General features: G+C 66.9%; 24 protein-coding genes and 2 pseudogenes. 17 read left to right on the forward strand and 9 right to left on the reverse strand.

All coding sequences use genetic code 11. From position 1 onward, the window contains the following. Positions 1 to 95: 95 nt before the first annotated feature. The 9 genes from ACFXKN_RS05175 (at position 96) to ACFXKN_RS05215 (ending at position 8,471) form a co-directional block, all read left to right on the forward strand. The gene (locus ACFXKN_RS05175; RefSeq protein ID WP_379432476.1) at positions 96 to 1,271 is read left to right on the forward strand and encodes a peptide synthetase; all 1,176 of its coding nucleotides are present in this window, start codon (positions 96 to 98) and stop codon (positions 1,269 to 1,271) included. 45 nt (positions 1,272 to 1,316) lie between these two features. Continuing rightward, the gene (locus ACFXKN_RS05180) at positions 1,317 to 1,472 is read left to right on the forward strand and encodes a hypothetical protein (RefSeq protein WP_378950968.1); all 156 of its coding nucleotides are present in this window, start codon (positions 1,317 to 1,319) and stop codon (positions 1,470 to 1,472) included. Between the two features lie 100 nt (positions 1,473 to 1,572). Continuing rightward, positions 1,573 to 2,301, forward strand: coding sequence for an IclR family transcriptional regulator (locus ACFXKN_RS05185; protein WP_379432477.1), 729 nt, complete (start codon positions 1,573 to 1,575; stop codon positions 2,299 to 2,301). 319 nt (positions 2,302 to 2,620) lie between these two features. Then, complete coding sequence (locus ACFXKN_RS05190; protein WP_379432478.1) at positions 2,621 to 3,703, forward strand: ABC transporter substrate-binding protein; 1,083 nt, start codon at positions 2,621 to 2,623, stop codon at positions 3,701 to 3,703. Beyond that, positions 3,700 to 4,563 (forward strand): ABC transporter ATP-binding protein, encoded by an 864-nt coding sequence (locus tag ACFXKN_RS05195; RefSeq protein ID WP_379432479.1) that lies wholly within the window; start codon positions 3,700 to 3,702, stop codon positions 4,561 to 4,563. Before ACFXKN_RS05190 ends, ACFXKN_RS05195 begins: the two co-directional genes overlap by 4 nt. Next, positions 4,556 to 5,443 carry an ABC transporter permease gene (locus tag ACFXKN_RS05200; protein ID WP_378949977.1) on the forward strand — a complete coding sequence of 296 codons (888 nt, stop codon included), beginning with the start codon at positions 4,556 to 4,558 and terminating at the stop codon, positions 5,441 to 5,443. Before ACFXKN_RS05195 ends, ACFXKN_RS05200 begins: the two co-directional genes overlap by 8 nt. Before the next feature lie 13 nt (positions 5,444 to 5,456). Next, positions 5,457 to 6,797, forward strand: coding sequence for an LLM class flavin-dependent oxidoreductase (locus ACFXKN_RS05205; RefSeq protein WP_379432480.1), 1,341 nt, complete (start codon positions 5,457 to 5,459; stop codon positions 6,795 to 6,797). A gap of 108 nt (positions 6,798 to 6,905) precedes the next feature. Then, positions 6,906 to 7,841, forward strand: a complete 936-nt coding sequence (locus ACFXKN_RS05210) for a TauD/TfdA dioxygenase family protein (protein WP_379432481.1) — start codon at positions 6,906 to 6,908, stop codon at positions 7,839 to 7,841. Positions 7,842 to 8,063: 222 nt separating this feature from the next. Then, entirely contained in the window at positions 8,064 to 8,471 is a 408-nt protein-coding gene (locus ACFXKN_RS05215; protein WP_379432642.1) for a 4Fe-4S ferredoxin, read from the forward strand. Here the strand turns inward: ACFXKN_RS05215 and ACFXKN_RS05220 are convergent. After that, positions 8,461 to 9,180, reverse strand: a complete 720-nt coding sequence (locus ACFXKN_RS05220; protein WP_379432482.1) for a 2'-5' RNA ligase family protein — start codon at positions 9,178 to 9,180, stop codon at positions 8,461 to 8,463. The two genes, ACFXKN_RS05215 and ACFXKN_RS05220, sit on opposite strands and share 11 nt — an antisense overlap. On the opposite strand from ACFXKN_RS05220, the gene ACFXKN_RS05225 reads away from it, so the two are divergent. Together ACFXKN_RS05225 and ACFXKN_RS05230 are read left to right on the forward strand one after the other, a co-directional pair. Beyond that, positions 9,179 to 9,361 (forward strand): hypothetical protein, encoded by a 183-nt coding sequence (locus ACFXKN_RS05225; RefSeq protein ID WP_378949985.1) that lies wholly within the window; start codon positions 9,179 to 9,181, stop codon positions 9,359 to 9,361. The two genes, ACFXKN_RS05220 and ACFXKN_RS05225, sit on opposite strands and share 2 nt — an antisense overlap. A gap of 5 nt (positions 9,362 to 9,366) precedes the next feature. Further along, positions 9,367 to 9,708 (forward strand): hypothetical protein, encoded by a 342-nt coding sequence (locus ACFXKN_RS05230; RefSeq protein ID WP_378949987.1) that lies wholly within the window; start codon positions 9,367 to 9,369, stop codon positions 9,706 to 9,708. Here the strand turns inward: ACFXKN_RS05230 and ACFXKN_RS05235 are convergent, their stop codons facing one another. After that, entirely contained in the window at positions 9,709 to 10,110 is a 402-nt protein-coding gene (locus ACFXKN_RS05235) for a YybH family protein (RefSeq protein ID WP_378949989.1), read from the reverse strand. A gap of 77 nt (positions 10,111 to 10,187) precedes the next feature. After that, a complete protein-coding gene (locus ACFXKN_RS05240) occupies positions 10,188 to 10,763 on the reverse strand; it encodes a hypothetical protein (protein WP_379432483.1) in 576 nt (191 codons plus the stop codon). A 784-nt stretch (positions 10,764 to 11,547) separates the two neighbouring features. On the opposite strand from ACFXKN_RS05240, the gene ACFXKN_RS05245 reads away from it, so the two are divergent. From ACFXKN_RS05245 to ACFXKN_RS05265, 5 genes are read left to right on the forward strand one after another with little or no spacing between them, the layout of a single operon-like run. Next, a complete protein-coding gene (locus ACFXKN_RS05245; RefSeq protein WP_379432484.1) occupies positions 11,548 to 13,044 on the forward strand; it encodes a condensation domain-containing protein in 1,497 nt (498 codons plus the stop codon). A 4-nt stretch (positions 13,045 to 13,048) separates the two neighbouring features. Then, positions 13,049 to 14,410, forward strand: a complete 1,362-nt coding sequence (locus tag ACFXKN_RS05250) for a glycosyltransferase (protein WP_379432485.1) — start codon at positions 13,049 to 13,051, stop codon at positions 14,408 to 14,410. Next, positions 14,407 to 15,354, forward strand: a complete 948-nt coding sequence (locus tag ACFXKN_RS05255; RefSeq protein WP_378949998.1) for an ATP-binding cassette domain-containing protein — start codon at positions 14,407 to 14,409, stop codon at positions 15,352 to 15,354. The genes ACFXKN_RS05250 and ACFXKN_RS05255 overlap by 4 nt, the downstream gene beginning before the upstream one ends. Positions 15,355 to 15,374: 20 nt before the next feature. Further along, positions 15,375 to 16,211: an ABC transporter permease gene (locus ACFXKN_RS05260; protein ID WP_378950001.1), complete on the forward strand. Its 837-nt coding sequence runs from the start codon at positions 15,375 to 15,377 to the stop codon at positions 16,209 to 16,211. A gap of 9 nt (positions 16,212 to 16,220) precedes the next feature. Further along, positions 16,221 to 17,591: a hypothetical protein gene (locus ACFXKN_RS05265; RefSeq protein WP_379432486.1), complete on the forward strand. Its 1,371-nt coding sequence runs from the start codon at positions 16,221 to 16,223 to the stop codon at positions 17,589 to 17,591. A 12-nt stretch (positions 17,592 to 17,603) separates the two neighbouring features. On the opposite strand, the gene ACFXKN_RS05270 is transcribed toward ACFXKN_RS05265, so the two are convergent. Continuing rightward, positions 17,604 to 18,977 carry an FAD-dependent oxidoreductase gene (locus ACFXKN_RS05270; protein WP_379432487.1) on the reverse strand — a complete coding sequence of 458 codons (1,374 nt, stop codon included), beginning with the start codon at positions 18,975 to 18,977 and terminating at the stop codon, positions 17,604 to 17,606. Between the two features lie 520 nt (positions 18,978 to 19,497). On the opposite strand from ACFXKN_RS05270, the gene ACFXKN_RS05275 reads away from it, so the two are divergent. After that, complete coding sequence (locus ACFXKN_RS05275) at positions 19,498 to 20,289, forward strand: hypothetical protein (protein ID WP_378950008.1); 792 nt, start codon at positions 19,498 to 19,500, stop codon at positions 20,287 to 20,289. Between the two features lie 213 nt (positions 20,290 to 20,502). Here ACFXKN_RS05275 and ACFXKN_RS05280 read toward each other — a convergent pair. The 5 genes and pseudogenes from ACFXKN_RS05280 to ACFXKN_RS05300 all read right to left on the reverse strand — a co-directional run. Next, a pseudogene (locus ACFXKN_RS05280) lies at positions 20,503 to 20,691 on the reverse strand (HEAT repeat domain-containing protein); the annotation flags it as partial. Positions 20,692 to 20,696: 5 nt separating this feature from the next. Next, positions 20,697 to 20,870, reverse strand: a pseudogene (locus ACFXKN_RS05285) (HEAT repeat domain-containing protein); the annotation flags it as partial. Positions 20,871 to 21,007: 137 nt separating this feature from the next. After that, entirely contained in the window at positions 21,008 to 22,153 is a 1,146-nt protein-coding gene (locus ACFXKN_RS05290) for an RNA-guided endonuclease InsQ/TnpB family protein (protein WP_379432488.1), read from the reverse strand. Positions 22,154 to 22,222: 69 nt separating this feature from the next. After that, on the reverse strand, positions 22,223 to 23,437 hold the full coding sequence (locus ACFXKN_RS05295) for an amidase (protein ID WP_379432489.1): 1,215 nt from the start codon (positions 23,435 to 23,437) through the stop codon (positions 22,223 to 22,225). Positions 23,438 to 23,677: 240 nt separating this feature from the next. Continuing rightward, positions 23,678 to 25,369, reverse strand: coding sequence for a HEAT repeat domain-containing protein (locus ACFXKN_RS05300; protein WP_378950016.1), 1,692 nt, complete (start codon positions 25,367 to 25,369; stop codon positions 23,678 to 23,680). Positions 25,370 to 25,424: the final 55 nt, after the last annotated feature.

Here is a 25,424-nt window from a genome sequence, read left to right on the forward strand (position 1 = left end):
CGTCGCGCTCGCCATCGAGGAATACCGGTGGACCGCGAACCTGCGTCGAGGGCTGCGCCACCTCCTTCGCGACCGACACCCCTAGGAGCTTCAAGATGAACGGCAGCAAGGCATTTCGTCGCCCTGTGTCGACAACCGAGCGGATGTACTTCCCCATGCGGGAGCTGGCACCGCCCTTTCTCATGCAACTGGTGGTTCCCGGTTCGGGCAACATCGCCCCGGAGGCATTGCGCCAGGCGGTAATCATGGCCGCGGACGCGACTCCCGGCGCGCGGCTGCGACGGCACGGCGCCGAGTGGATCGACAGCGGGATCGCCCCGGCCGTGCGCGTGGTGGACGGCCATCGACTGAGCTACCCCGCCCTCGAGGCCGATCCCGTCCTCACCAGTGGGATCGGGCCGACACCCGATGCCACCGTCGAGGTGCTCCTGCTCACCGGCGCGCCGACGACGCTGATCTTCCGTGTCTTCCACGGCGTGATGGACGGCATCGGCATGGTGGCATGGGTGACGAACGTGCTGCGCGCACTACGTGGCGAGGATCCCGTTCCCCAGCCCGATCCGGTCGCCGACCAGGAACTCGTGGCGAAGGTGGGCGCTCCCGGCAGGCCGACCCCGATGATTCCGCGCTACCGCAGCGCCGTCGGCCGAGGTCGACAGCACCGCGACCTCGCACCGCATCTACTCCGCCACCGCCGCATCGAGGCCGCCGGTCCCGGCGCGCTGGCCCGGGTCTGTGCCTTGCTGGCCGCCGAAACCCCGGGCACCTCGCGCATCATGATGCCCGTCGACCTGCGTCGCCACGACCCCACGCTGCGCTCCACCGCCAACCTCGCGCTCCCACTGTTCCTCGATATCGAACCCGGACGCGACTGGACCGCGATCAAGGACCAGATCAAGACGGGACTGCGCGAACGGCGCGAGCTGAATCAACTGGCCAGCACCCGCATCACGCTGGTGCCCGACCCGGTCAACCGCGGCGTGCTGCGCACCACGAACTGGCTCGGTGCCCGCCTCGGCCGAAACCTGGCCTCCGCCACCGTGTCCCACATGGGTCGCTTCACCGCCGAGGACCTCGCGGTCCCCGGCTTCCGTCCGACCGGGCTGTTCGTCCTCCCGCAGCACAGCGTCGCCATGCCCCTGCTGTTCGGGCTGACCGAATTCGACGGTCACACCGACCTGACCGTGTCGGCACGCAACGGCGCCGGTATCGAAGCCCGCCTCGAAGCCCTTCTCGACCGCATCGTCGCCATGCTCGAGCTAGCCGGGTAACCCCGGTACCAGCGCATTGACGGCTACCGCGACTATCGTGGAGCCGTGGGCATCATGGGCGAGCTGTTTCCGGGCAAGAAGCTGCAGAACGAGGGCAGCGGCGACAGCGACGGCCAATCCCACGAACCCCGCCTCGACGTCGACCTCGACGCCGGTGTAATCCGGGTCTCCGGTCCCGTCGGGCCGACCGAACTCGACTGACCCGAATCGGGCCCCTTTTCGCTCACCCCTGCGCGCAATCATTGTGCCCGCGGGCTCTGGTCGCGATAGTTCTCGGCACGTCGTCGAGCAGGAGGCCACCATGACCGCCACCGAACCACCACGTTCCGGCGCGCAGGCCGTCGACCGAGCCGTCTTCGTGTTGAACTGCTTCCAGGGTGGGGATCCGGAACTGTCGCTCAGCGAGCTCGCGCAGCGGGCGGGGTTTCCGGTGAGTACCACGTTCCGGCTGGCGCAGGCACTGGTGCGTGGCCGGTTGCTCGAACAGGATCCGGCGACGGATCGCTACCGGATCGGGCACGGTCTGGCCTGCCTGGCGCGACCCACGCTGTCGCGGCTCGGGTTGGATGCCGCGGCGCCCCACCTGTACGCGCTGGCGGCGGGCATCAAGATCACCGTCAGTCTCAGCGTTCCCGACGCGGACGAGGCACTCACGCTCTTCCAGGCGCGGCCACCGATCCACTTCTGCCACAACCAGATTCCGCAGGAGCGCCGGCCGTTGCGGGCCAGTGCCGTCGGTCACGCACTGCTCGCCCACACCACCGCCGCCTACGGCGCGCTGTTCGACACGGTCCGCCGGCGCGGGTTCGCCGTCGAGGAGATCGACAGCGAGGAGCCGATCCGCGCGATCGCGGTCCCCGTGCTCGGACCGGACAAGCAGGTGTGGGGCGCGCTCGGTGTGCAGGCACGCGCGGTGCGCCTCGATCACGATCTCGTGCGCGCGGTCATTCCCGCCATGCACCGGATAGCGGTGCGCATCGGCCCGTATTTCCACACCGCGGCCGCTGGTGACGGATTCGGCGCAGCATGATTTTCACGATGTGGAAACAGTATTGCCGAGCCGATATCACCAAGCGCACTATGTAATCCGATGCGACGTCGAAAAGATGTCGCACCCGGCACCGAAAGTCCCGACATGATCGAATCCCCCGCGCTCGTCCGCCGTCGAACGGTGGACTTGATGCGCCTGTCCCCCGGATCCTGTCGCAGCTGATGTAGCGGCGACATTCCTTCCGTCGCCGAACTCCTCTTTCTGATACCCGCTGATCCGCCCCTGCGTGCGGATCGTCGCGGCGTGCGCACACAGCCCGCCGCGCGGTCCCGCGCGCCGTCGAAAGAATTCGCGAAACATGTTCTCCCATAATCTCCGGCGACGCCCGCTGCGTGCGCTCGCCGCCGCGCTCGTCGCACCCGCCGTCCTCGCGGTCGTCACCGCGTGCGGCGGTTCCGATGCGGCGACGACCGCCGACGGCAAGACCGTGCTGCGCTATCAGGGACAGACCGGACAGGTCACCCCCTACGAACTCGCCGATCACCTCGGCTACTTCAGCAAGATCAGCCTCCAGTGGGAAGGCGATACCACCAGCGGCCCCGCCAATATCCAGGCGGCGGCCACCAAGCAGATCGAATTCGGCAGCGCGTTCAACGGCGCGGTGGTCAAGCTCGCCGCAGGCGGTGCGCCCGTGCGATCGGTGCTGAGTTCCTATGGCTCCGACGCGAAATCGTTCACCGGCTATTTCGTCCGCGACGAGGCGGGTATCACCGGCGCACGTGACCTGATCGGTAAGAAGGTCGGCGTCAATACCCTTGGCGCACATCATGAATTCGTCACTCGTGAATGGCTGCACCAGCAAGGTTTGAGCGAGGCCGAGATCAAGCAGGTCCAGCTGATCGTGGTGCCACCGGTCAATACCGAGGAAGCGCTGCGCAGCGGGCAGATCGACGTCGGTGCGCTCGGTGGCGTGTACCGCGAGACCGCGGTGCCGCGCGGTGGCCTGCACCCGCTGTTCACCGACAAGGACATTTTCGGGGAATTCGATTACGGCACTTATGTTTTCCGCAAGGACTACATCGCCCAGAATTCCGAGGCCGTCAAGGATTTCGTGCAGGGCACCGCGCGGGCGACCCGATGGCTGCAGCTCACACCACGCGATGAGGTCGTGGCGAAGTTCACCGAGATCATCAACAAGCGCGGCCGCAACGAGAACCTGAAGCTGCTCGACTACTGGCGCAGCCTCGGCATCCCGGTGGCCGGTGCCGTGATCGCGGACAAGGAAATCCAGATCTGGATCGACTGGCTCGAACGCAACGGTGAAGTGCCCAAGGGCAAGGTCGCCGCCGGGGAACTGTTCACCAACGAGTTCAATCCCTACGCCAACGGCACCTATCAGCCCGCGAGCGGCCCGACCGGAGAGGTGGTGGCCGCGAAATGACCGGCACCCCAGCGAAACTCGCCTTGCGATCGGTGGGCAAGCAGTTCGCCGTGCGCGGCGCCGCCGAGAAGTTCACCGCGATCGACGACATCTCGATCGAGGTCGGCGCGGGCGAATTCCTCGTCCTCGTCGGGCCGAGCGGCTCGGGCAAGTCCACCCTGCTCGATCTGCTCGGCGGCCTGAGCAAGCCCAGCTCCGGGCAGATCCTCCTGGATGGCGCCCCGATCACCGGTCCCGGCCTCGACCGCGGCGTGGTGTTCCAGCAGTACGCACTGCTGCCGTGGCGCACCGCCCGCACCAATATCCAGTTCGGGCTCGAGGCCAAGGGCATCGCCCGCAAGGAACGCAAGGCGATCGCCGAGCACTACCTGGAACTGGTCGGCCTCGCGGGCTTCGGCGACCGGTACCCGCACGAACTGTCCGGCGGGATGAAGCAGCGCGTGGCGATCGCCCGCAGCCTGGCCTTCGATCCCGAGGTGCTGCTGATGGACGAACCGTTCGCGGCGCTCGACGCGCAGACCAGGGAATCGCTGCAAGACGAACTGCTGCGGATCTGGCGCACGACCGGCAAGACCATCCTGTTCATCACCCACGGCATCGACGAAGCGGTGTATCTGGGCCAGCGGGTCGCGGTGCTCACCTCGCGTCCCGGCCGGGTCAAGGCCGTGATCGATATCGACATCGACCGCGGCGGCGATATCGACGTCCGCTCCAGTGAACAGTTCCGCGAGTACCGCCACCGGATCTGGACGGAACTGCAAAGCGAGGTGAGCCGGGCCCAGCGCCTCGAACTCGCCGCCGACGACAGCACGTCCGCCGCGGCGGTCGCGTCCACCGACAGGAGTCCCGCCCATGTCTAGCGCCGTCCCCCTGCTCGTCCGCCCCGTCGAGGCCGCCGCCGACGCACCCCCGCGGACACCCACCGCGGTGCCCGCTGTTCGCTCCACGCTCACCCGGGCGGCAGGCTCGGCGAGCAGCACCGTGCTCCGCATCGCCAAACCACTGCTCGCCTTCGCGCTGCTGCTCGGCGCGTGGGAGTTGGCGCCACGGTTCGGCCTGGTCGACGAGGTGTTCCTCCCACCGTTCTCCACGGTGGTACAGGCCTTCGTCGAGCTGGCGGGCAACGGCCAGCTGGCCGAACACACCTCGGCCAGCCTCACCCGGTCGGTCACCGGCTTCTCGTTCGCCCTGGTGATCGCCGTCCCGGTCGGCATCGCCATCGCCTGGTACAAGCCGATCTCGGACTTTCTGAATCCGGTGCTCGAGCTGTTCCGCAATACCGCCGCGCTGGCCCTGCTGCCGGTGTTCGTCCTCATCCTCGGTATAGGTGAGACCTCGAAGATCGCGCTGATCGGCTACGCCACCTTCTTCCCGATCCTGCTCAACACCATCACCGGTGTCCGCACCGTGGACCCACTGCTCGTGAAATCAGCGGTGTCACTGGGCTTCTCACCACTGCGGTTGTTCCAGAAGGTGATCCTGCCCGCGGCGGTCCCGTCCATCTTCACCGGCATCCGGATGGCCGCGGCGGGCTCGATCCTGGTGCTCATCGCCGCCGAGATGATCGGCGCGCGAGCCGGTTTGGGCTATCTCATCACTGCCGCGCAGCAGAACTTCCAGATTCCGCAGATGTACGCGGGGATCGTGGCGATCTCGCTGATCGGTCTCGGTTTCAATTTCGCCCTCGTCGCCCTGGAACGCCGGCTCTCCCGCTGGCGCACCGCACCGACCAACGCCTGATCAGGAGATCACCATGTCCGGCAAGACTTTCCATCTGAACGCCTTCCTGATGGGCGTGGGCCACCACGAGGCCGCGTGGCGTCATCCCCGCACCGACGAACTGCGCGTGCTCGATGTGCGGCACTTCCAGGAACTGGCGCGTATCGCCGAGCGCGGCAAGCTCGACTCGGTCTTCTTCGCCGACACCCTCGCCGTTGGCCCGCGGATCGAACGCAACACCCTCACCGTGTTCGAACCGATCACGCTGCTGTCGGCGATCGCCGCGGTCACCGAGCGGATCGGCCTGATCGCCACCGCGTCGACCAGCTACAACGAACCGTTCAATCTCGCACGCAAGTTCGCCTCGCTCGACCACATCAGCGCGGGCCGGGCCGGGTGGAACATCGTCACCTCCGGCAATGTCGACGAGGCCTACAACTTCGGGCTCGACGCGATTCCCGAGCACGCCCGCCGTTATGAACGCGCCGAGGAGTTCGTCGACGTGGCCCTGGCACTGTGGGACAGCTGGGAGGCCGAGGCGATCGTGCTCGACACCGAGACCGGCGTCTTCGCCGACCCGAGCCGGGTGCACACCCTCGACTACGCGGGCGAACGCTTCCGGGTGCGCGGCCCGCTGAACTCCCCGCGCGGGCCGCAGGGCAGGCCGCTACTGGTACAGGCCGGGTCCTCGGAATCGGGCAAGGAGTTCGCCGCCCATCGCGCCGAAGCCGTGTTCACCGCACAGCGCACCCTCGAAGAGGGCGTGCGGTTCTACCGCGATCTCAAGTCGCGATTGGCGAAATACGGTCGCGCACAGGACGACTTGAAAGTGCTGCCGGGTCTGGTGCCGTTCATCGCCGATACCGTCGAGGAGGCAAGGGCGCTCGAGCAGGAGTTCACCGACCTCATCTCGCCCGACTACGCACTGCGTCAGCTCTCGTCGATCCTCGGCGTCGACCTCACCACCCACGCGCTCGACGCACCGCTGCCGCCGCTGCCCGCCGAAAGCGAGATCGAGGGCGGCAAGAGCCGGTTCACGCTGGTCAAGGAGCTGGCCGAGACCGAGGACCTCACGGTGCGCCAGCTCATCGGCAAGCTGGGTGGCGGCCGCGGTCACCGCACCTTCGCGGGCACACCCGAACAGGTGGCCGATGAACTGCAGCGCTGGTTCGACGCGGGTGCCGCCGACGGATTCAACATCATGGCGCCCTATCTGCCCGGCGGCCTGGCGGATTTCGTGGACCGCGTGGTGCCGATCCTGCAGGAGCGCGGCCTGTTCCGCACCGACTACGAATCCACCACGCTGCGCGGTCATTACGGCCTCGCTCCGGTGGACAACCAGTTCTCCGAGCAGGATTCACGGGTGAGCGCCTGATGCGCGCCCGGCGACTCGATATCGAGTTCATGCGGGTGGTGAGCAGTTCCTGTCCGGGATGAGGACTCCCGCACCCCGGCAACAGACTTCACACGAAGGACCACCGACATGACCACCATCGAAAACCCCAGCGTCGTCACCGCTGTCGAGATCGCCCCGGTCGCAGGCCACATCGGCGCCGAGGTGAGCGGCATCGACCTGCGCGAGGAACTCACCGACACCCAGGTCGCCGAGCTCACCGCGGCGTTGCACCGGCACAAGGTGCTGTTCTTCCGCGACCAGCGGATCGGGCACACCGATCAGATCGCGTTCTCCCGCCGCTTCGGCGCCGTCACCCCGTCGCACCCCTACGATGACGACGCGCCCACCGAGCACCCGGAGATCCTGGCTGTCGACAGTCGCCTCTACGAGAAGAAGTTCGGCCGCAAGAAGTTCAGCTACACCAACCACTGGCACACCGATGTCTCGCCGCTGATCAACCCGCCCGCGGCCTCGATCCTGCGCGCCGAGATCGCACCGGAGACCGGCGGCGACACCCGGTGGACCAACCTCGCCGCGGCCTACGCCGGTCTGCCGGAATCGCTGCGCACCTTCCTCGACGGACTGCGCGCCGAACACCGTTTCGGTGGCCGGATCCCGCCGTGGGAGGCAGGCAGCGAGTATGCCCGCAAGATCGCCGACGCACCGCTGGTGACCGAACACCCGGTGGTGCGCGTCCACCCGGTCACCGGTGAACGGGTGCTGTTCGTCAACCCCGGCTTCACCACCAGGATTCTCGGCCTGACCCCACCTCAGAGCGATGCCCTGTTGCAGTTGCTGTTCGACGAGATCTCCCACCCCGCCTACACTGTCCGCTTCCGCTGGGCCCAGGGCAGCATCGCCTTCTGGGACAACCGCGCCACCGCGCACCTCGCCCCCGGCGACCTCGACCATCTCGACGTGACCCGAGTCCTCTACCGCACCACCCTCGAGGGCGATATCCCCGTCGGTGTCGACGGCCGGTCTTCCACCCCGATCGCCGGCGCGAAGTTCACCGGCGCCTGAGACCCGTTGCGGTGCCCGCACATTCGTGTCGGGCACCGCGCCAACGGCCCTCGGTGGCCACGACCCTGCGCGCAGGGAGGCGCTCGGCGGTCATCTCGCCGACCACTAAAGGGCCGCTCGGTGATCGCCCGAACCCTGTTGCAGGAGACGGTGGTCGCTCAGCTGGATCGCGCGGATGAGACCGTGCAGGCGCAGATGCGGGTGGGTCAGCCGAACTTCTTCTTGCAGTTCGACCGGCGCGGGATCGATCCGTTCACCGATCGATTCGAGATCGATCTGCTCGCCGAGGGCACGGTGCGCGGCAACGGCGGCATCGATGTGGTCGACGATGACTGTGCGACAACGGTTCCCGGCCTGTACGTGTTCGACCGCGTCGACGGCGGACTCCCGGTTATCGCCCGGCAATCCGATTGCCAGACCTGTTCCATGTGCGAGGCGTGCTGCCCGACCGATGCCCTCTACGTCGCGCCGGAGGTCACGCCGCTGCCGCCGGATACGGCGGTACCCATCGAGCACATCGGCCGATATCGCGAAAAACTCGGCTGGGGGCACGGGTGCACCGCGGGCGCACAGGTCGCGGTGGGGCCGCGGCTGCCGCACGGCGCACCGCCGCCGCGGCTCAGCTCCTGAGCAACGACGGTGTCGGGTTCCGCAACGGACCGAACAGCGGGTCGTCGAACACGCTCTGTTCGACGACCGGGTCCGGGACCCGCAGCAGGCCTGCGGTGCTGACGTCGGACCAGTCGTATCGTCCGTCCTCGCACTGCAATTCGACCATCGAGACCGCGGAGACCGTGTCGTCGAGGGCGAAGTCGGCGAACCCGTCCTCGTCGAGCGCGGTGCGAATATCGTGCACGGGGGTCGGGTGGGTCGCGTGGGCCAGCGCCAGGTAGGGGCGCAGCGGCTCACCGAAGTCGGGGATCCGTTCCCGGATCCACACGTCGGTCAGCGCGTCGGTCAGATCCGCGCGCACCCGCAGCAGTTCCGCCGAGACGGTGATCGGCAACCGGATCGACTCGGCGGTGACCTCCGGCGGCCCGAACGCGAGCTGGAACGGCGCGAGCTCGGCGAGCATTTCCTGCGCGCCGGCCACCAGCGCCGCCAGGTGCACCCCTTTGACCCCGTCGACGAAGCCGATACCCTGCACTCCGATCCGCAGCCGTGCGGCGTCGACCTGCTCGAGTCCTGGCAGGCGCGACAGGGTGGGTGCGAAGATCTCGATCAGTTTGTCGGCCACGGGCTGGCTCGGCACGATCTGCCAGTTGTAGAACGAACGACCCGGTGTCCACCCCGGACGCCACCACCAGCGGCTGGCAACGGTCATTTCGCTCGCGATCATGGTGTGCCACCTCCCGATCTCGGCCGACCAGCTGGTGAACTCCCGGCTGGCCGGTCGTCCGCCCGACACGATCGGCACCGATGCTTGCGATGCCAGTTACCTCACAGCGACGGTATTCCCGGTGGATCCGGCGGGCAACCTGGCGAGACCGATCCGTTGCGCCTTCGACGCACTACACTGACTGCCATGCCTGTTCGACGGCTGATCACGCTTTCCGCGTTCGCCCTCCTGCTTCCCTTCGCCGTTTCCGCGTGCACCATGAACGGACCCGGCACCACCTCCGAATGCACCGTGAGCGGCTGCACCGTCACCTTCGACCGTGGGGTGAGCGCGAAGGCCTCGGTCCTCGGCATCGACGCGGAACTCGTCGCCGTGAACGGTGACATGGTCACCCTGAGCATCGGTGGCCAGCAGATCACGGTCCCGGTCGGTCAGTCCCAGGCCAGCAACGGCACGAATGTGCGGGTCAGCGAGGTGACCGACGACAAGGTCGTCGTCGTCTTCGCGACCGGCCTGAACCCGAACTGATCATCCGGGCACGTTCGACCGGCGCGCCGGTTCGCTGACCACCCAGGGCGCGTTCGGTTGATCGAGGATCCAGCGCCAGCTGCCGTCCGGCTGCCTGCGCGCCACCTCCACGGTCGCACCGGTGCCACCGGGCAGACGCGACGACGTCAGCGCCAGATCGCCCGCCAGTAAGGCGGGCGCCTGGTGGCCGGGTTGGAATACCGGTCGATCGGCGACCAGTCGCGCGTACGCCGCCCGGATCTCGTCGACCCCCGTCGCGACGACCCCGTCCGGCAGCGCGAGCACCGCATCGGACTCGTACAACTCGACGAGGCCGTCCACATCACCGGCATTCAATCGCTCGACCACCAGCCGACTCAGATCTTCCGGGCGCTGCGCACGTTCTCGCACGTTCTCGGCCATCGACACCCTCCCTCGACTCGGGTTGTGCGACAACGGTAACGCCGGGGTACGACACGAATCGGGCGCGCGACCCGGGATCAGGGATGGTCGTGCATTGTCACCGCGAACCGGTACCAATTCCCGTCGTAGGGCGTGTAGACGGGCTGATATCCCCGACCGCCATGATCCGGCGGCTGAGTTCCCGGCGGGAAATAGGCCAAACCGCCGAGTATCGCCATGTCATCGATAGTGAACTGGCAGCCGCCATCGTCGGGCCTGACCCCAGTGGTGCGAATGACGCCGAACCATTCCCCCTCGGATTCCCGGCAACTGTGCGCCGCCTCGGTCATCGCTGAGGCCGACATCCACCACCCTATTTTCTCCGGCACCCCGAACCACACCAGCCCCACCCCGATGATCACCACCACCGGCGCCGCGATGACGGCCCGATACTCCCGATACCGTGCGCACCCGATCGGCGCCAGAATCATCCAGGACAGTCCGCTGGCCAACAGCGTCAGTACCGCGACAACCCAGCCGAGAAGGTCGATATGCGTCGCGTCGACCACGAGCACCACCACTATGGCCACCATCGCCGCCCCGGTGGTGATCCGCATCGCCATCGACCACCGCCGTGGCACCAGATCCGTCGTGCGCGTCCCCACCGTCGTCATCAGCCCACCCTACGGTCGACTCGCACCCTGATGGACGGCGAAACCCCCGAAGGCCAACAGCCTCCAGGGGTTTCACAGACAGATCGTGATGTCAGCCGATCACAGCGGCGGGAATCCCGACGATCCGGTCGCCATCCAGTTCCAGAACTCGGTGACGCGGTTGAGGACCAGCGCCATGATGTCGAGGGCAGTGCTTCCCATTGTCTTCCTTCACATCCGAACGAACACTTCGCGCCTTCACCATAGCAACCGGCATCGAGTGCGCAACGTTGTGATAACGGCCAGATGACGGGGACCGCGCTGGTCTCCGGTAACGACTCCGGATCGCGCTTGCCGGACATGTTCGCCGACAATCCCTGACACACCGGTCGCCATAAAACGAACGGCATAGATGAATTGTCTCAGGTGAACACGAGGGAAACGCACTTGGACGACCGGCTACCGCCAGTGTGATGGTGCCTACAAGGATCATCCCATCCGGAATGAACAAAATATCGACAGACAATCACGTACCCGATTTCACCTTCTCGAACCCCGATGCAGGACAAGCGAACCCATGATGCGATCGCGAAAACCCGCAGGCGGAAGAGTTTTGTTCAGCTAAACCGTGACCCCCGTCACGATGATGCTCTCAGCAGAATCACATATACGATCAATCGCGCCGAGGCTTGACGGAAATGTATTGCCGCCGAAGTTCAACGCATCAGGTGACACAGTGCGGTGTTCTCCTTCACTCCCGCCCTTCCGCCGCTTCGGCATGCATTCGTCACGAGGTGAACCGGTCATGGAATACACCCACCTGTCCGAATTCGAAATCCGCTCAGGCGCTTTGTCGATGTGGACGCCCGAACTCGCCGCCGACGCGTGGCGACCCGATGATCGTCCGCTGACCAGCGTGCACGCCGGATACTGCGCGAGCGTCGATCCCGCCGATCCGCTGCCCGGTCGCGGCCGCTGGATCGGCACCGTCTTCGAGATGGATGCCCCGCTCGACGGCCCCGCCTGGCGCGAGACGCTGCGGCGCTGGCACGCCAGACATGAGGGCCTGCGCACCACGGTGACCACCGCGTCCCGTGGCGAAGCGCGCAGGCTCGTCGCCGCTCCCGCCGCCGTCGACATCGCCGAACAGCCGGTAGCCGGACTCACCGACGGCACCCGGATCAACGAATTCCTCAGCGGCACACTCGAAGAGCGTCTGTCTGCGCTGGTGTGGCCGCATTGCCTCGCGGCCACGGTCGAGCACGCCGACACCGGTGATTTCACGGTGCTCGTTGCCGCCGACCACTCGGTGATGGACGCCTATTCGCAGGCCATTCTGATTCTCGAACTGCGCACCCTCTACCGCGAGGTCTCGGCGGGCGAGCAGTCGCGCGAGTCCGTCACCTTCGGCAGCGTGGCGGATTTCGCCGTACTGGAACGGGCGAGCGCGGCCGAACTGGATCCGGACTCCCCCGCGGTCGCCACCTGGCGTGAATTCCTCGCCGACGGTGCGATGCCGCGTTTCGCCCCGCATGCTCAGCGGCCTGCTCCCGCGGACCGGCCACAGCCCAGCGTGTCGCGGCGGCTGCTCGATCTCACCGAACTCGAGCAGGTCGAAGCGGTCCTCGACCTGGTGCGGCACCGGATGTCGGTCGCGGTGTTCGCCGCGTTGGCCGTGGCCAATCAGCAGCGGTTCGGCGCGGACCGGATGCGTACCGCGATGCCGATCGCGACCCGGCCTGACCTGCGCTGGATGGAGTCGATGGGCTGGTTCGTCAACGTGGTCCCGGTCGATATCGCCCTGACGGCCGACTCCGGCATCGCCGAAGCCATGGATCAGGCGCGAGCCGCGTTACGTCGTTCGCGCACCGCCAACGACGCCTCCTGGTCGCGCGTGCTCGACCTGCTCGACGTCGCCGAGACACCGCGGTTCGGCATTTCCTTCCTCGATATCCGAGTCCTGCCCGGCTACGAGTTGGTCGCCGACCTGCGCGGACGGACCTTGCGCGCGGAGTCGTACTCGCCCGACGAGGTGTTCCTATGGGTCGTGCGGGCAGCCGACGGTCTGTATGTGTCGGCCCGGTACCCGGCGGGGTTGCCCGCCGAGGTGATGGACGAGTTCCTCACCGCGTTCGGGCAGGCACTGTCGTCGATCGCTGCCGCGGTGCATGCGGATCCAGCTGTCGCCGGGCGTTCCGAGATGCAGCTGTCCGCCGCGCCGGCGCCGAGGAAGACACCGGGACCTGCCGATGCCCGAGCCCTGGGTGAGAACGCGCTCCGCGTCGCCGTGCAGGCGGGATGAGCGGATGCGGTCACTGTTGGCTTTCACCGGCAGCCGGGGAGACGCCCAACCCGGCATTCTGCTGGCTCATGCGCTGCGCGAGCGCGGTCACGACGTGACATTGGCGCTCGCGCCGAACCTCGTCGCCTTCGCCCGTGACCACGGGGTTCCCGCAGTGCCGTTCGGCCGCGATACCGCCGATCTCCTACACGCGCAGCGCACCGACCGACGCTTCATCAGCCGCGATCCACGCGCCAGGCTGCGGGCGCTGTACGACCTGCAGCGGCGCGGAGTGCCCGAGCAGATCGAGGACCTGCGTGCCCTGGCACCTGGACACGATGTGGTGGTCGCGGGAATGGCGGGTGAGGAAGCCGCCGAGTCGGTGGCGCGCGCGGTCGGACTGCCGTTCGCGGCCGTGCACTTCTTCCCGATCCAGCCGAACAGCGCGGTCCCAGTCGCACCGGTGCGCTGGGCCGGCCACCTCCCCGGATTCGTGCACCGAGCGGGTTGGTCGGTGCTGGCCCGCGCACGAGCCGCGGCCCTTGCCGCGGTCCTGCCCGTCACCACTGGGCCGAGTGCGGCGAGCGTGCGAATTCAGGCCTACGACCCGCGGCTGTTCCCTGGGGCAGACGAGCAGTTGCCAGGGCCGTTCGTCGGATTCCCGGTCGATTCGAACGGATTCTTCACCAGTGCAGAGGTTTCAGAGCCCTGCACTATCGGAACCCACGATCAGCGCATGCCTCCGTTCGGCGAGGCCGTCGATGAATTCTCGGACGAATCATCCAATGGCACAGCCATTTCCGATCCCCGGATGCCGTCATCGACTCTGGATTCGTGGCTGGATGAGGGATCTGCACCGATCTACGTCGGATTCGGCTCCATGGATGTCGGCAATCCGACCTCGTTCGTCGCGACCCTGCGCGAGGTGTGTGCCCGGCGAGGTCGTCGGCTGCTGCTCGCGTCGGGCTGGGCGACGATCGGTCCGGGATTCGAGGATGCCGTCGCGATCGTCGGTCAGGTCGATCACGCTCGGGTACTGCCTCGTTGTGTCGCTGCCGTGCACCACGGTGGCGCCGGGACGACGGCAGCCGCGCTGAGAGCGGGTGTGCCGCAAGTGATCTGCTCGGTCCAAGCCGACCAGCCCTACTGGGGTCATGCGTTGCGGCGACTCGGCCTCGCGGCCACGATTCCCGCGAAGAAGCTGACCGCCGAACGCCTCGACGCACTACTCGATCAGGTCTCGCGTCCCGACGTGATCCTGCGAACGGCGTCTTATGCCGCCGGTTTCGCCACCGACGGTGTCGAGCGAGCCGCCGATGCCGTCGAGGCGCTGGCGGGTTCGCCGGACGCCCCTGAACTGCTCCATTCCGCCGGGAGGCAACTGTGAGTACCGATATCGCCATCCGCACATCCGGTCTCGGCAAGTCCTACGGAGATTTCACCGCCGTCGGCAACGTCGACCTCACCATCGCGGCCGGCACCGTCTTCGCCCTGCTCGGTCCCAATGGCGCGGGCAAAACCACCACCGTCCGGATGCTCGCGACGCTGGTTCGCCCCGATCGCGGCACCGCCGAGATCTTCGGCTACGACATCGCGCGCGACGCGACCGCCGTGCGCTCGATGATCGGGCTCACCGGCCAGTACGCCTCGGTCGACGAAACCCTCACCGCCGGTGAGAATTTGCGATTGTTCGGCCGGTTGCTCGGACTCTCCCGCCGTGCTGCCGCGCGCCGCAGTGTCGAACTCCTGGATGAGTTCGAGCTGTCGAAGGTCACCGATCGGCCGGTGAACCAGTTCTCCGGCGGTATGCGGCGGCGGCTCGATCTGGCGGCGACGCTGATCACCGATCCGCCGCTGATCTTCCTCGACGAGCCGACCACCGGCCTCGACCCGCACACCCGCGACAAGATGTGGGGCGTGATCCGGCGGCTCGTCGCCCGTGGCGCGACCGTCCTGCTCACCACGCAATATCTCGAAGAAGCCGACGCCTTGGCCGACCGGATCGCCGTCATCGACCGCGGGACGATTGTCGCCGAGGGCACCGCGGCGGAACTGAAGTCCTCCATCGGCGACCAGGTGCTGCGCCTGGAACTCGCCGATGCCGCCCAGTCCGCGCAGGCGGAGGCCATCGTCGTCGACCTCACCGGGGAGGTACCCGAAGGATCGTCGGCGGGCATGCTCACGATCGCACTGACCGATGCGGGCACCGCCGCCGATATCGTCGCCGCCTGCCGTGCCGCGGGCATCGCGCTACGGGGTTTCGCCGTCGACCGCCCCGATCTCAATGAGGTCTTCCTCGCGCTGACCGGCACCGACCGCGTCGCCGCCTGATCCGAAAGACCGAGGCCACCATGACTGCCACCATCACCGAGATCGCCGCCGAGCACACCACGCCGCCGACGATCGACCGCCGCCCCCGGATCACCCACGTCAGCCTGCGCGCCTCGCTGTTCCAGTCGCTGATGATGGCGTGGCGAGGTCTGCTCACCTTCCGGCACAGCCCGCAGTTGCTCTACGACGCGCTGCTGCTGCCCATTGTCGGGCCGCTGCTGTTCGGCAGCATTTTCGGCACCGCCATCGCGGGCAGCATGGCGGCGTACCTGCCGATTCTGATTCCCGGCGTGCTGGTGCAGATCGTGCTGACGTCGTCGGTCGCGACCGGAGTGCAACTGTCCGAAGATATTCGGTCCGGGGTCTTCGATCGGTTCGTCGCCATGCCCATCGCCCGGTCGGCACCTGTCGCCGGGGCGCTGCTGGCCGGGGCGACCCGGTATGTCATCGCCGCGACCACGGTGGTGATCGTCGGGTTCGCGATGGGTTACCGTCCGGATCATCCGGTCGGGTTCGTCGCCGGTGCGGTGCTCGTCGTCCTGGCCACCACCGCGATCAGCTGGCTGTTCGCGTTCATCGGCGTCACGGTGTCGAGACCCGCTGCGGTGCAAGGTATGTCGATGCTGGTGCTCACCTTCCTGAGTTTCGCGTCCAACGCGCTGGTGCCCGAGTCGGCGATGCCGACCTGGCTCCGGCACGTCTCCGACTACAACCCGGTGTCCTACCTCGTGTCCGCGGTGCGTGGGCTCGCCGAGAACGGCGTTGTCGGCGCCGACGCGTTGTGGTCGGTGGTGGCCTCGCTCGTGATCGCCGCCGTCTTCGCGCCCCTGACCGTCCGCACCCTGCGTGCTCGCTGAGGAGTTCTGATGACGCTCACTGCCCCGGCCATCGTCACCGCGCCGGTCGCCGTCAACCGGCTCACCGCCGACGACGACCTGTTCCTCAAGCTGCACAGCCTCTACGGCAATGCACTGGTCAATCAGCTCGCCTGGCGCTTCGACGAGCCGCTCGACCCTGAGCTGCTCGCCCGCTTACACGCCCAGTTGGCCCAGGGATTCCTGGCCCGCCGCGTGCGACCGACCCGGGTTCCGTTCGCCCGTCCCTACTGGCTGCCCGCGACGGAATCGCTCCCGCTGGGCTGGGATTCGGTGCCCGTCGCCGATGACGAGATCCTCGACTGGTACTTCGCGCAGAGCAAGGTCGACTTCGATCCAGAGACCGGTCAGGTGTGGCGGCTGTCCGCCGCCCCGACCATGGCGGGTGGGACGCTGGTATCACTGGTGACCTCGCATGTGGCATCCGACGGCGGCGCGGTGTTGTTCGCCGTCGGCGACGCACTTGCCCGGCTCGATGAGAGTCCGGATTCTGCAACGGGTTCGGGCCAGCTGGTCGGAAAAGCACCGCAGAACTCGGTGAGCGCGAACGTCATCGATGCGGGGCGACAGCTACGCGCGGTCGCGAAAGGTATTCGCGCGGCGATCGCCACCCGCGGTGTCACCGAGCCGGACCGCAACCTTCGTACCGCGCTCCCCGAGCTCCCCCTGCCTGCCCAGTGGTCACCGGCCGACCTGGTGGTCCAGCTCGACCTCGCCGAGTGGAACGCCGCCGCCTCGCGGCATTCCGGGACAACGAACGGCCTTCTGATCGCGCTGGGCGCCGGCATCCTCGGTCGCAGCGGGCGCGTCGGCGACACCGCCGACATCCGCGTGGACATCCCCCATTCGATGCGCACGCCCGGCGACCCCCGCGCCAACGCCACCACCGGCCTGCCGATCTCGGTCACCTACCGCACCGGCGAACGCATCGACCTCGCCGCCATCCGCTCAGCCGTGAAACGCGCCGCCACCGCCTACCGTGACCCAGCCACCACGCCCGCCCTGCAACACCTACAGCCGTTGCAGATGATCCTGCCCCGCTTCGTACTGCGCCATTTCGCCCGCACCGCCAAAGCCCCGGAATGCCTGTGCACCAACCTCGGCGAAACCGCCAGTGGCGTAGCCGATTTCGCAGGCCACCATGCCTCTGCCGTGCTCATGCGCCCTGTCGTCTGCACCAACGACACCGCCATGTTCCGCCGAGTAGAAGTGGGCGTGAATCTCGCCTTCTCCACCGACGGCCACACGGTCACCTTGGCCGTCACCGGCGCCGACCCCGACCGCTTTCCCACCCGTGCTGCCCTGCGCGAGTTGTTGTCGGCAGAGTTCGAGTCGTGGGGTCTCACACCCAGCTTCTGGTGAGCCCGACGGCGATCAGCGATCGTCGGCCACCGCACGGACGGCCCTCCTGGCGGCGACCAGGACGGGATCCCACACCGGCGAGAACGGTGGTGCGTAACCGAGGTCGAGCGCGGTCACCTGCTCCACCGTCATCCTCGCGGTGAGCGCCACCGCCGCGATATCGATTCGCTTGGCGGCACCATCACGTCCGACGATCTGCACACCGAGCAGCCGACCGGTGCGACGTTCGGCGAGCATCTTCACCGTCATCGGTTCAGCGCCGGGGAAATACCCGGCGCGGCCGGTGGATTCGATGGTGACGGAGTGGAACTGCAGCCCGGCACGGCGAGCGTCCTTCTCCCCCAAGCCGGTACGCGCCACCTCGAGATCGCAGACCTTGCTCATCGCGGTGCCGACCACACCGGGGAAAGTGACGTATCCGCCGCCGACTCCCGACCCGATCACTTGTCCGTGCTTGTTGGCGTGGGTGCCGAGCGGAATGTGACGGAAGGTGCCCGACACCAGATCCAGCACCTCCACACAATCACCACCGGCCCAGATGTCGTCATATCCGCGCACGCGTTGAGCGAGATCGGTGAGCAGACCACCGCTCTCGCCCAGTGGTAGCCCGGCGTCGCGAGCGAGATCGGTTGCCGGGCTCACGCCGATCCCCAGCACGACCACATCTGCCGGATACTCGGCGCCGACGGTCGTCACGGCACAGACCTTGCCATCCGCGGACGTCCGCATTCCGGTCACCTCGGTATCGCGGACGAGCCGTATTCCCATACCTTCCATGGCTTTCCGCACGAGCGCACCCATGTCCGGGTCCAGCGTGGACATGGGTTCAGCACCTCGGGTGATCATGGTGACCTCGAATCCCCGACGTACCAACGCCTCAGCCATCTCGACACCGATATACCCCGCGCCCACCACGACGGCTTCCCGCCCGGTCGCCGACTCCAGCCCGTCGATGAGCTCCTGCCCGTCATCGAGGGTCTGCACGCCGTAGACGCCCTCGGCGTCGATACCGGGCAGCGGCGGCCGAACCGGCGTCGCACCCGTGGCCAACACGAGCTTGTCGTAACCCGTCCACCCCTGCGCACCGGTATCGAGATCGCGAGAACGCACCCGCCGCCCCACGGGATCGATCTCGGTCACCTCGGTCCGCATCCGCAGATCGATATCACGAGCACGATGTTCGGCCACCGACCGCGCGATCAGATCGTCGGCATCGGCGACATCCCCCGCCACCCAGTACGGAATCCCGCACGCCGAATACGAGGAATGCTGCCCCTTCTCGAACACCACGATCTCGAGCTCACCGACACCCCGCAACCTCCGCGCCTGCGACGCCGCCGCCATCCCCGTCGCATCCGCTCCGACAACCACCATCCGTGCGCTCATGACACCACCGTACGAGACAGGGCTCGCCCGCGACCGCTGCCGTTCCCACGGCACCGAGGGCGAAGTGCGCGAACTACGAAACAGCGATTGCGGCCCGGCGGCGGCCTGCCACGAGATGGCTCGGGCACGTACGTCTGTCAGGTGCCGGATGTCCACGCGATAGGCTGCCGTGCTGCAGTATTCGTAACGGGTTGTGCGGAGGTTTGTTGTGGTTGGGGGAAGACAGCGCGCGGCCAAAGCAGCGTGCCTGGCCTTGGTGGCTCTGATAGCCGTCGGATGCGGGCAGGTGGTGTCAGGATCAGCGACGCCAACGGATTTCGGCGCAGCCCCGTCGACCACCCAGCCTCCAGCGACCATCCCAGCGAATGTGGACGAGGCGGCAGTCGCCCCAGGAACCTCCGAGTTGATGGCACGGATCCGGGCAGCGCAAGTGTGCGCTCTCCACAATCGAGAGTTCGCGACCCGGCATGGCACACCGGCACGAGGTTGGCTGATCAACGGCTATACCAAGTGCGGCATCATGGTCAATTCTGAGGTCGAGCCCGGTGCCAGCTACATATTCGAATTATCGCTGGCCGAGCACTATTTCACCTTCGACACCACCCAAGACAAAGCCGAGCAGATCGGTGACCATCAGGTCTACCGGTCGCGTAACAGTTACGGCACCTTCGATTGCACCTACTATCTACCGATCGGGGTGACAGGGTTCGCCCACAGCGTGCGCGGCCGACGCGCACATTCTCCCGGCCAACCCACCGAGTGGCCGACCCGATGTGAAGACACCAAAGCATATTTGGGCGCATTGGCGGCGACATTGATCGAGATGCCGCCACGCACCGGGACCTCGGAGCGTCAGACCTTGCTCGGCAAGAACGCCTGCGAGAGCGCTCCCTCGCTAGGTGGATTGTTCTCCGGATGGACCCCCGGAAAAATCGGCTGGAAATCGGCCCATTCATGCACGATCCCATTGACAAAACCGGGCGATCGCTACGGGATCACAGTGGAAGCATCGTTCCGATACAACGCCGAACCCAAACCTGGGCCCGGTGACCGGGCCATCCGGCACGCCGGATTGCCTGGAATCGAGGCCACCACGACATCCGATGCGGCACTGTCCAGCCCGAACTCGTGCGGCCACGTCTTGGTCTATCTGCCCGCTGAGCCCACGGGGTCAACGACCGCCGAACTGATCAGCACAACAGTAATGGCGCGCCCGATCATACGCTCGATCGGTGCGTGGCCTGCGCTACCGATGGATGTGTGCGACCGAGCCGAAGCAGTAACCGACACCGTCGTGGCCACCGCGGGCTGACCGTAAAAGCTCGTCGTTTCGTGCATCTGTTGGCCGGAAATCGCACGCATCGTTGCGATTCCGTACCCACCGACAACTGCTCTCGGCCTGGACCGTCAGGATTCGCGGGCGGCGATCGCGGCTTGGATTCGGCGGAGAGTGCGCAGGCCCTTCTTCGCGGCGACGCTCACCATGCCATCGAAGACTTGTCTGTCCCCGGTCATTGGCCATCAACCGTTCCAGTGTCGGGACGGCACGGTCCTCGCCGGTCGAACCCAGTGCGACGGCGGCCCAGTACCGCTTGTCCGGATCGTCGCCGGCCGCCGCTTCGCACAGCCTCGGGATGATGTCCGGGGCGAATTCGGCCAGAGCGCTGGCGATACAGCCGATCCGGTAGTAGCGACGGTTCCGAATTCGTCCCAGAGTGCGGCCAGCGCCGCGCCGCCACCGATCATGCCAAGCGCTTCGGCGGCGCGTGCGCGTATTCCACTGCTCGAGTCCCCCAGCAGGGGCGTCAGGGCCGCAACGACCGATTCATCGCCGAGTATGCCCAGGGCGATCACCGCTTGGTCCCTGGCGATGTCCTGCGGGTGGTCCAGCATCGCGACCAAGCCGAGGGCCGCACACGCAGCCCACGCCTGACAGTTTTAACTTCCTCCCCGGCTGAAGTCCGAGGATTCCTACCAGCGCTCTGACGGGCACTCTCGGTGGGTTCCTGTTTCACAGGGACTTCCTCCCGCTACGCGGCAGGACTTACCGTCCCTCCGCAAGCGTTTAACCACTCCGCACGTCCTGCGGCGTGAATATTCATCGCGGCGTTGAGATCCCGGTCATGGACAGTGCCACACACGCACGTCCACTCACGCACACCCAACGCCTTCTTGCCGTCCACCAACCCACACACCGAACACAACTGAGACGACGGGAAAAACCGGTCCACCTTCAAGAAAGCTCGCCCGTACCGGGCCGCTTTCTCCTCCAACATGCGCGTGAACATGCCCCACCCGGCATCATGGACCGACTTCGCCAACCTAGTGCGAGCGAGACCTTTCACGCACAAATCCTCGACGAACACCGCTTGGTTGTCACGGATGATCATCGTGGACTGTTTATGCGCCCAATCCCGGCGCGTATCAGCCACCGTGGCGTGCGCCCTGGCGACCTTGACACGCGCTTTGGCCCGGTTCTTGCCACCTTTGACCTTGCGGGACAACATTTGTTGCGCCTTACGGAGCTTGCGCTCCGCGCGGCGCAGAAACCTCGGATTGTCGATCGTCTTACCGTTGGATAGCACCGCGAACGTCGTCAAACCCAGGTCGATACCGACCTCGGAATCCGACACAGGCAACGACTCGTCGTCGGACTGCACCACGAACGACGCGAAATACCGGCCCGCGGCGTCCTTCACGAGGGTCACACTCGACGGATCCGACGGCAGCTCCCGCGACCAGCGGACCGCGACGTCACCGATCTTCGGCAACCGCAACTTTCGCCCGGCCGTGACCGTGAATCGGGCGTTTTTCGTGAACCGGATCGACTGCCGATTGTCCTTGCGGGACCGGAAACGCGGTGGTCCGACTTTGCCGCCCTTGCGTTTGCCAGTGATAGAGGCAAAGAAGTTGCGGTAGGCGGTGCTCAGGTCGGCGAGTGCCTGCTGCAACACCACCGCCGACACCTCTGCCAGCCACGCCCGTTCCGGGGACTGTTTGGCCTCGGTGAGCCGTTTCGATAGTTCACTGTCGCTGATCTTGCGCCCGGCCTCGAACGCTTCCCGCCTCGCTGCCAGCGCGTCGTTGTAAACCACACGCGCGCACCCGAACGCCTGCGCCAACGACCGCTGCTGCCCCACAGTGGGATACACCCGGAAGTTGTAGCGAAGCTGCACAACGCGACACTACCGCTAGTTCACGACCCAAGGACGGTCCGAGTCCGACAAGGCGTGCGAATGTCATGTTCACACTGACCAATCCGCGTCCGAGGTTCGCCACGGCCACGGACGCAGCTGCTCGAGTTGAGCCGCGGCGGAAAGCAGCGATCCTTCACCGCCGGACGCGGCCGCAATCTGTACACCGATCGGCAGGCCTTCGATGGACCGCCCAGCGGGCACCGTCACCACCGGAAGCCGGGCGAGGTTGAACGGCAGCAGGAATGGAATGAGCCTGCTCGCGGCGAGATGGGTACGAATCATTCCGGCGTTCGCCCAGCCACCCGCACGCGGTGGCAGCGCAGCCAATGTCGGCGTCATGAGCACGTCGTAGTCGGCGAACCACGCTGCGAAACGTGTCGCGGTCTCGGCCGGGATCTCGTCGCGGCCGAGGGGAAACCGCCGCAGCAGTCGTCCGGTTCGCACTATCGCACCGGTGCGCCGCTCCAATGCCCGAAGGGAGAACCCGTCTGCGTCGTCGGCGGATCCGGCGAAATAGCGAGCGATGTATCGCGGGTGGTCCCGAACTCGCCAGGGCGGGGCTACGGTGTCCACGACGTGACCGGCATCCCGCAGAGCCTTCACCGCGGCGTCGAGTGCCGCGCGAACCTGCGGATCGACTCGCACTCCGGGTATCGGCGGGACGGCGGTCACACCGATGCGAAGCGCCCGATCCCGATCGGGCACAGAATTCCGGTAACAGTCGGTGGCGGCGAGCACGTCGAGCATCAGAGCTGCGTCAGCGACCGTAGTCGCGATCGGGCCCAGCTCCGACATCCCCCGCCAGCCCTGCCCCCTGTGCGGTACCAGTCCGGGCCCTGGCTTCAGACCGACTACGCCGCAGCACGAGGCCGGAATACGGATCGACCCGCCGCCGGACGCCAGCGCCAGTGGCACCATCCCGGCCGCAACGGCGGCCGCGGAACCGCCGCTCGACCCGCCGGACGTGTACCCCGGATGCCACGGATTGCGAGTGATCCCGAACGCCGCGCTCTCGGTGAACGGACCCTGACACAGCTCCGGCACGGTGGTCTTGCCGACCACCAGCGCACCTGCCGCGCGCAGCCTGCGGACGAGTTCGTCATCCGTACCGGCCGATGCGTCGGATGTTGCGGCAGTCCCGTGTCGGGTCGGGCACCCTGCGACATCGACGTGGTCCTTGATCCCCACCGGGACCCCCGCCAACGGCAGCAGCGCCAGGTCGGTTCGTCGGGCCAACGCCGCTGCTTCCGCGCGCACCTCCACTCGGCGCACCGCACAGACGCGTTGACCGACGTATCGGCGTCGATGCGTGCCAGCGCCGCCTCCACCACTTCGACCGGCGAAACGTCGCCCGCCCCGACCGCCGCCGCGATCTCAACCGCTGTCGAACCGATCACGAACTCCGACGCTACCCGGAAGCCCTACCTGCGCAGAGGTTTTCGATGATCGACATCGTCGCAAGCAGAGCTGATCAATGCCGGTGCCGACAGTCTCTGCCGCGCTTCAGGATTCGCGGGCGGCAATCGCGGCTTGGATACGGCGTAGTGTGCGCAGACCCTTCTTCGCGGCGACACTCACCATGCCGTCGAAGACGGTCGAACCGCGGTCGGTGGCCATCAACAGTTCCAGGGTCGGCACGGCACGGTCGTCGCCGGTCGAGCCTAGCGCGACTGCGGCCCAGTACCGCTGGTCCGGGTCGTCGCCAGTCGCCGCCTCGCACAGTCTCGGGATGATGTCCGGGACGAACTGGGACAACGCGCTGGCGATGTAGCCGATGCGGTAAAAGCGGCGATTCTCGAATTCGTCCCAGAGTGCGGCCAGGGCCGCGTCGCCGCCGATCATGCCCAGTGCTTCGGCGGCGCGTTCGCGCATGCCGCTGATCGAGTCCTGGAGCAAGGGCGCCAGGGCCGGGACGACCGATTCGTCACCGAGAATGCCCAAGGCAACCACCGCTTGGTCTCGGGCGATGTCCTGTGGGTGATCAAGCATCTCGACCAGGCCGGGGACCGCATCGCGAAAGCCGAGGTCCGCACAGCCCATCGCAGCCCACGCCTCGCAGTTGTAGTGGGTGTCGGCCAGTGCCGCGAGCAGTGGCTCCCGCAGGCTGTCATCACCGAAGACCGCGGCCCGGTTCAACGCCCGACTGTAGAGCGACCGGTGGTAATCGGGATAGTCGCGCACCAGCGCGCGCAGTGTTTCCTTCGCGGCCGTGTCGCCGTCCTCAGCCCGCGCGATGAGCACCCGGAGATTGTCTTCGCGGGTCTCGAGATCGCCGTCTTTCAGGAGTCGCGCATCAGCTGGGTTCACCGCCCAACGGTACCTGGCGCGCCACGGGATACTCGACACACCGCAGGTCACGAGGGCCGCCACGCTCCGGTCGGTTACCGATAGAAGTAGATGGACACCGCTACGGCGAGGACCGAAAACGAAATAGCCCAAGCGGCCTGTACCAACACCGCGATCGTTCCCGCGGGAGCCCGACGGCGACATCGCGCCACCCGGTGAGGGTAGTGAGCACTCCGTCCTTGTTGGCCAGCAACGATCGCGACCCGCACGATTCCAACGAGTGCCAAGCCGATGCCGGCTTTGACATCGACCTTTGCCGTCCAAGCCTCCTGGAACTGGTGTGCTCGCCACCCGGCCCATACCGCGTTGAGGCACTGGCCAGGGCCAGGCGGTCGCGACCACCGAATCGCTGATCGACCGGATGACACCGACGAGCCGTTTCGACTGCTCGGGGTCGAACAGTTGCGTCGGGCCCTGCGGCGCCGCGTCGGTGAACGGCGCTTCGAACAGCAGCTTCGGGTCCATCTCGCCGTGCCGGGTGAGGTGGCCGATGACGAGGTTGACGAAGTCGATCTGGCTGGCGGTGGCGGTGCGTTCGCCGAGGAACTCCGCGAACGCTTCCTGCACGGCCTGCTGATCGAGGCCGACGAGGGAGCGGATGAACAGTCCGTGGGCATTGGCAACGGCGCGTTCCATAGCCTCGGGTTCGCCTGCCCCACTGCGGGCCAGCAGTTCCTCGAGTGATTTCAGATCGACCGGTGTCAACGACTTGCCCGAACGCAGCTTCTGCAGCGCCAGGTTGTCGGGCTGGCGGCGCAGATAGTCACGCGCCTTCGCGGTGTATCGCTCGACGTCGGTACCGGACCGCAGGCATTGCGCCGCGACACCGCAGACCTGTCCGGAGAACACACTGTTCGCGGAGGTCGACGTGCTGCGAGGCGGCCGAGTCTGGCTGCGTGACCGA

This window comes from Nocardia sp. NPDC059195, from assembly GCF_042754695.1.
Taxonomy (GTDB): Bacteria; Actinomycetota; Actinomycetes; order Mycobacteriales; family Mycobacteriaceae; genus Nocardia.

Bases quoted from the DNA above. Each gene is read 5' to 3' on its own strand.
- ACFXKN_RS05200 (WP_378949977.1), top strand. From the start codon at position 4,556: ATGTCTAGCGCCGTCCCCCTGCTCGTCCGCCCCGTCGAGGCCGCCGCC.
- ACFXKN_RS05195 (WP_379432479.1), top strand. From the start codon at position 3,700: ATGACCGGCACCCCAGCGAAACTCGCCTTGCGATCGGTGGGCAAGCAG.
- ACFXKN_RS05190 (WP_379432478.1), top strand. From the start codon at position 2,621: ATGTTCTCCCATAATCTCCGGCGACGCCCGCTGCGTGCGCTCGCCGCC.
- ACFXKN_RS05175 (WP_379432476.1), top strand. From the start codon at position 96: ATGAACGGCAGCAAGGCATTTCGTCGCCCTGTGTCGACAACCGAGCGG.
- ACFXKN_RS05260 (WP_378950001.1), top strand. From the start codon at position 15,375: ATGACTGCCACCATCACCGAGATCGCCGCCGAGCACACCACGCCGCCG.
- ACFXKN_RS05225 (WP_378949985.1), top strand. From the start codon at position 9,179: ATGGTGTGCCACCTCCCGATCTCGGCCGACCAGCTGGTGAACTCCCGG.
- ACFXKN_RS05210 (WP_379432481.1), top strand. From the start codon at position 6,906: ATGACCACCATCGAAAACCCCAGCGTCGTCACCGCTGTCGAGATCGCC.
- ACFXKN_RS05230 (WP_378949987.1), top strand. From the start codon at position 9,367: ATGCCTGTTCGACGGCTGATCACGCTTTCCGCGTTCGCCCTCCTGCTT.
- ACFXKN_RS05235 (WP_378949989.1), bottom strand. From the start codon at position 10,110: ATGGCCGAGAACGTGCGAGAACGTGCGCAGCGCCCGGAAGATCTGAGT.
- ACFXKN_RS05245 (WP_379432484.1), top strand. From the start codon at position 11,548: ATGGAATACACCCACCTGTCCGAATTCGAAATCCGCTCAGGCGCTTTG.
- ACFXKN_RS05205 (WP_379432480.1), top strand. From the start codon at position 5,457: ATGTCCGGCAAGACTTTCCATCTGAACGCCTTCCTGATGGGCGTGGGC.
- ACFXKN_RS05275 (WP_378950008.1), top strand. From the start codon at position 19,498: ATGGTCAATTCTGAGGTCGAGCCCGGTGCCAGCTACATATTCGAATTA.
- ACFXKN_RS05250 (WP_379432485.1), top strand. From the start codon at position 13,049: ATGCGGTCACTGTTGGCTTTCACCGGCAGCCGGGGAGACGCCCAACCC.
- ACFXKN_RS05265 (WP_379432486.1), top strand. From the start codon at position 16,221: ATGACGCTCACTGCCCCGGCCATCGTCACCGCGCCGGTCGCCGTCAAC.
- ACFXKN_RS05270 (WP_379432487.1), bottom strand. From the start codon at position 18,977: ATGAGCGCACGGATGGTGGTTGTCGGAGCGGATGCGACGGGGATGGCG.
- ACFXKN_RS05240 (WP_379432483.1), bottom strand. From the start codon at position 10,763: ATGACGACGGTGGGGACGCGCACGACGGATCTGGTGCCACGGCGGTGG.
- ACFXKN_RS05220 (WP_379432482.1), bottom strand. From the start codon at position 9,180: ATGATCGCGAGCGAAATGACCGTTGCCAGCCGCTGGTGGTGGCGTCCG.
- ACFXKN_RS05185 (WP_379432477.1), top strand. From the start codon at position 1,573: ATGACCGCCACCGAACCACCACGTTCCGGCGCGCAGGCCGTCGACCGA.